The 1094-nt window shown below is 45.0% G+C and carries 2 protein-coding genes; both read left to right on the top strand.

The genetic code is table 11. The features are described 5' to 3' along the window. Window positions 1-133 precede the first annotated feature (133 nt). Entirely contained in the window at window positions 134-394 is a 261-nt protein-coding gene (locus tag TH4_RS21065; protein ID WP_008892349.1) for a GIY-YIG nuclease family protein, read from the top strand. A gap of 2 nt (window positions 395-396) precedes the next feature. Beyond that, entirely contained in the window at window positions 397-963 is a 567-nt protein-coding gene (locus TH4_RS20405; RefSeq protein WP_064782572.1) for an AbiU2 domain-containing protein, read from the top strand. The last annotated feature ends 131 nt before the right edge of the window (window positions 964-1094 follow it).

The raw sequence follows: 1094 nt of genomic DNA, 5'->3' as shown, positions 1-1094 counted from the left end.
AGTCCTGGTTCGAATCCAGGTTCCCCAGCCAGCCTTCGCCTACTAAAGTAGGCTACGGCTTGGCATGCCAAGTAGTCGCCCCACATTCATAAGCGGCGAAGGCTGACACGCCGAAGCTAAGCGGAGGCGGTCAATGGCGGACATGCAATATGTCTATATTCTTCAGAGTTTAAAGTTTCCCGAACGCTACTATATCGGCTGCACGCGAGATGTCGCAAAGCGTTTGTATCGCCATAACAACGAACCAAACAGCTCAGGCTCCAAGCATACAGCAAACTTTGGTCCATGGAAGATCATAAACACCTTTGGATTCGAAGACGCGAACAAGGCATTTGCTTTCGAGAAATACCTCAAAACAGGCTCTGGTAGAGCGTTCTGCAAAAGGCACTTTTAGGAATGGACCAGTTGCCGACAGAGTTTAAAGCATTCCGAGTTGAATGTATCTGGCTGAAACAATGCCATTTTACATTCGAACAAATGTTTGAAAGCGACCAACACACAGCTCAGCTATTACATGATACTGCGCCCTTGTTTTTCAACGACCTTAATCACATTCTGATTGAGTATATTTTTCTCCAAGTTTGCAAAATAACGGACCCTGCAACTGCAGGAAAAAGAAGCAATGTTACCTTGCCTTATCTCAATCAAAAACTGGAGCAACATCATTTATTCACAAACGAGATCAAAGAGTATTCCGATGAAATTCTGAGATACAGATCTCTTGTACAAACCGCACGTAATCGGCTTGTGTCTCATTTGGACATGGAAAGTGTTTTAGCCGCAGAAAGCCTCGGGCTACATCAGCCAGAAGACGTCGTTAATTTCGTTGAATGTCTGCAGAAATATTGTGATGCAGTGGGCAGAAATATCGGAGTTGGTCCTTTAGACTTTAGTCATCCTGGGTGTTCTGGTGATGTACTTGATCTGATACAGAAGCTTAAATTTGCCAAACAAAACTGCTAATGCTGGCAAAAATCTGAAGCTGCCCAGTACAGCTTGACAAGCGTATCCTGATCCATTACCAAACGGCTCCGCCACGTCTAGTACGCGCGAAACAAAGTTCTGTTGGGGAATAGGTTAACGGTAGACCTACG

Source organism: Thalassospira tepidiphila MCCC 1A03514 (genome assembly GCF_001662875.1).
Classification (GTDB): Bacteria; Pseudomonadota; Alphaproteobacteria; order Rhodospirillales; family Thalassospiraceae; genus Thalassospira; species Thalassospira tepidiphila.
The sequence above is the reverse complement of the archived record's forward strand: the minus strand, read 5'-3'. Positions and strand labels throughout refer to the sequence as shown.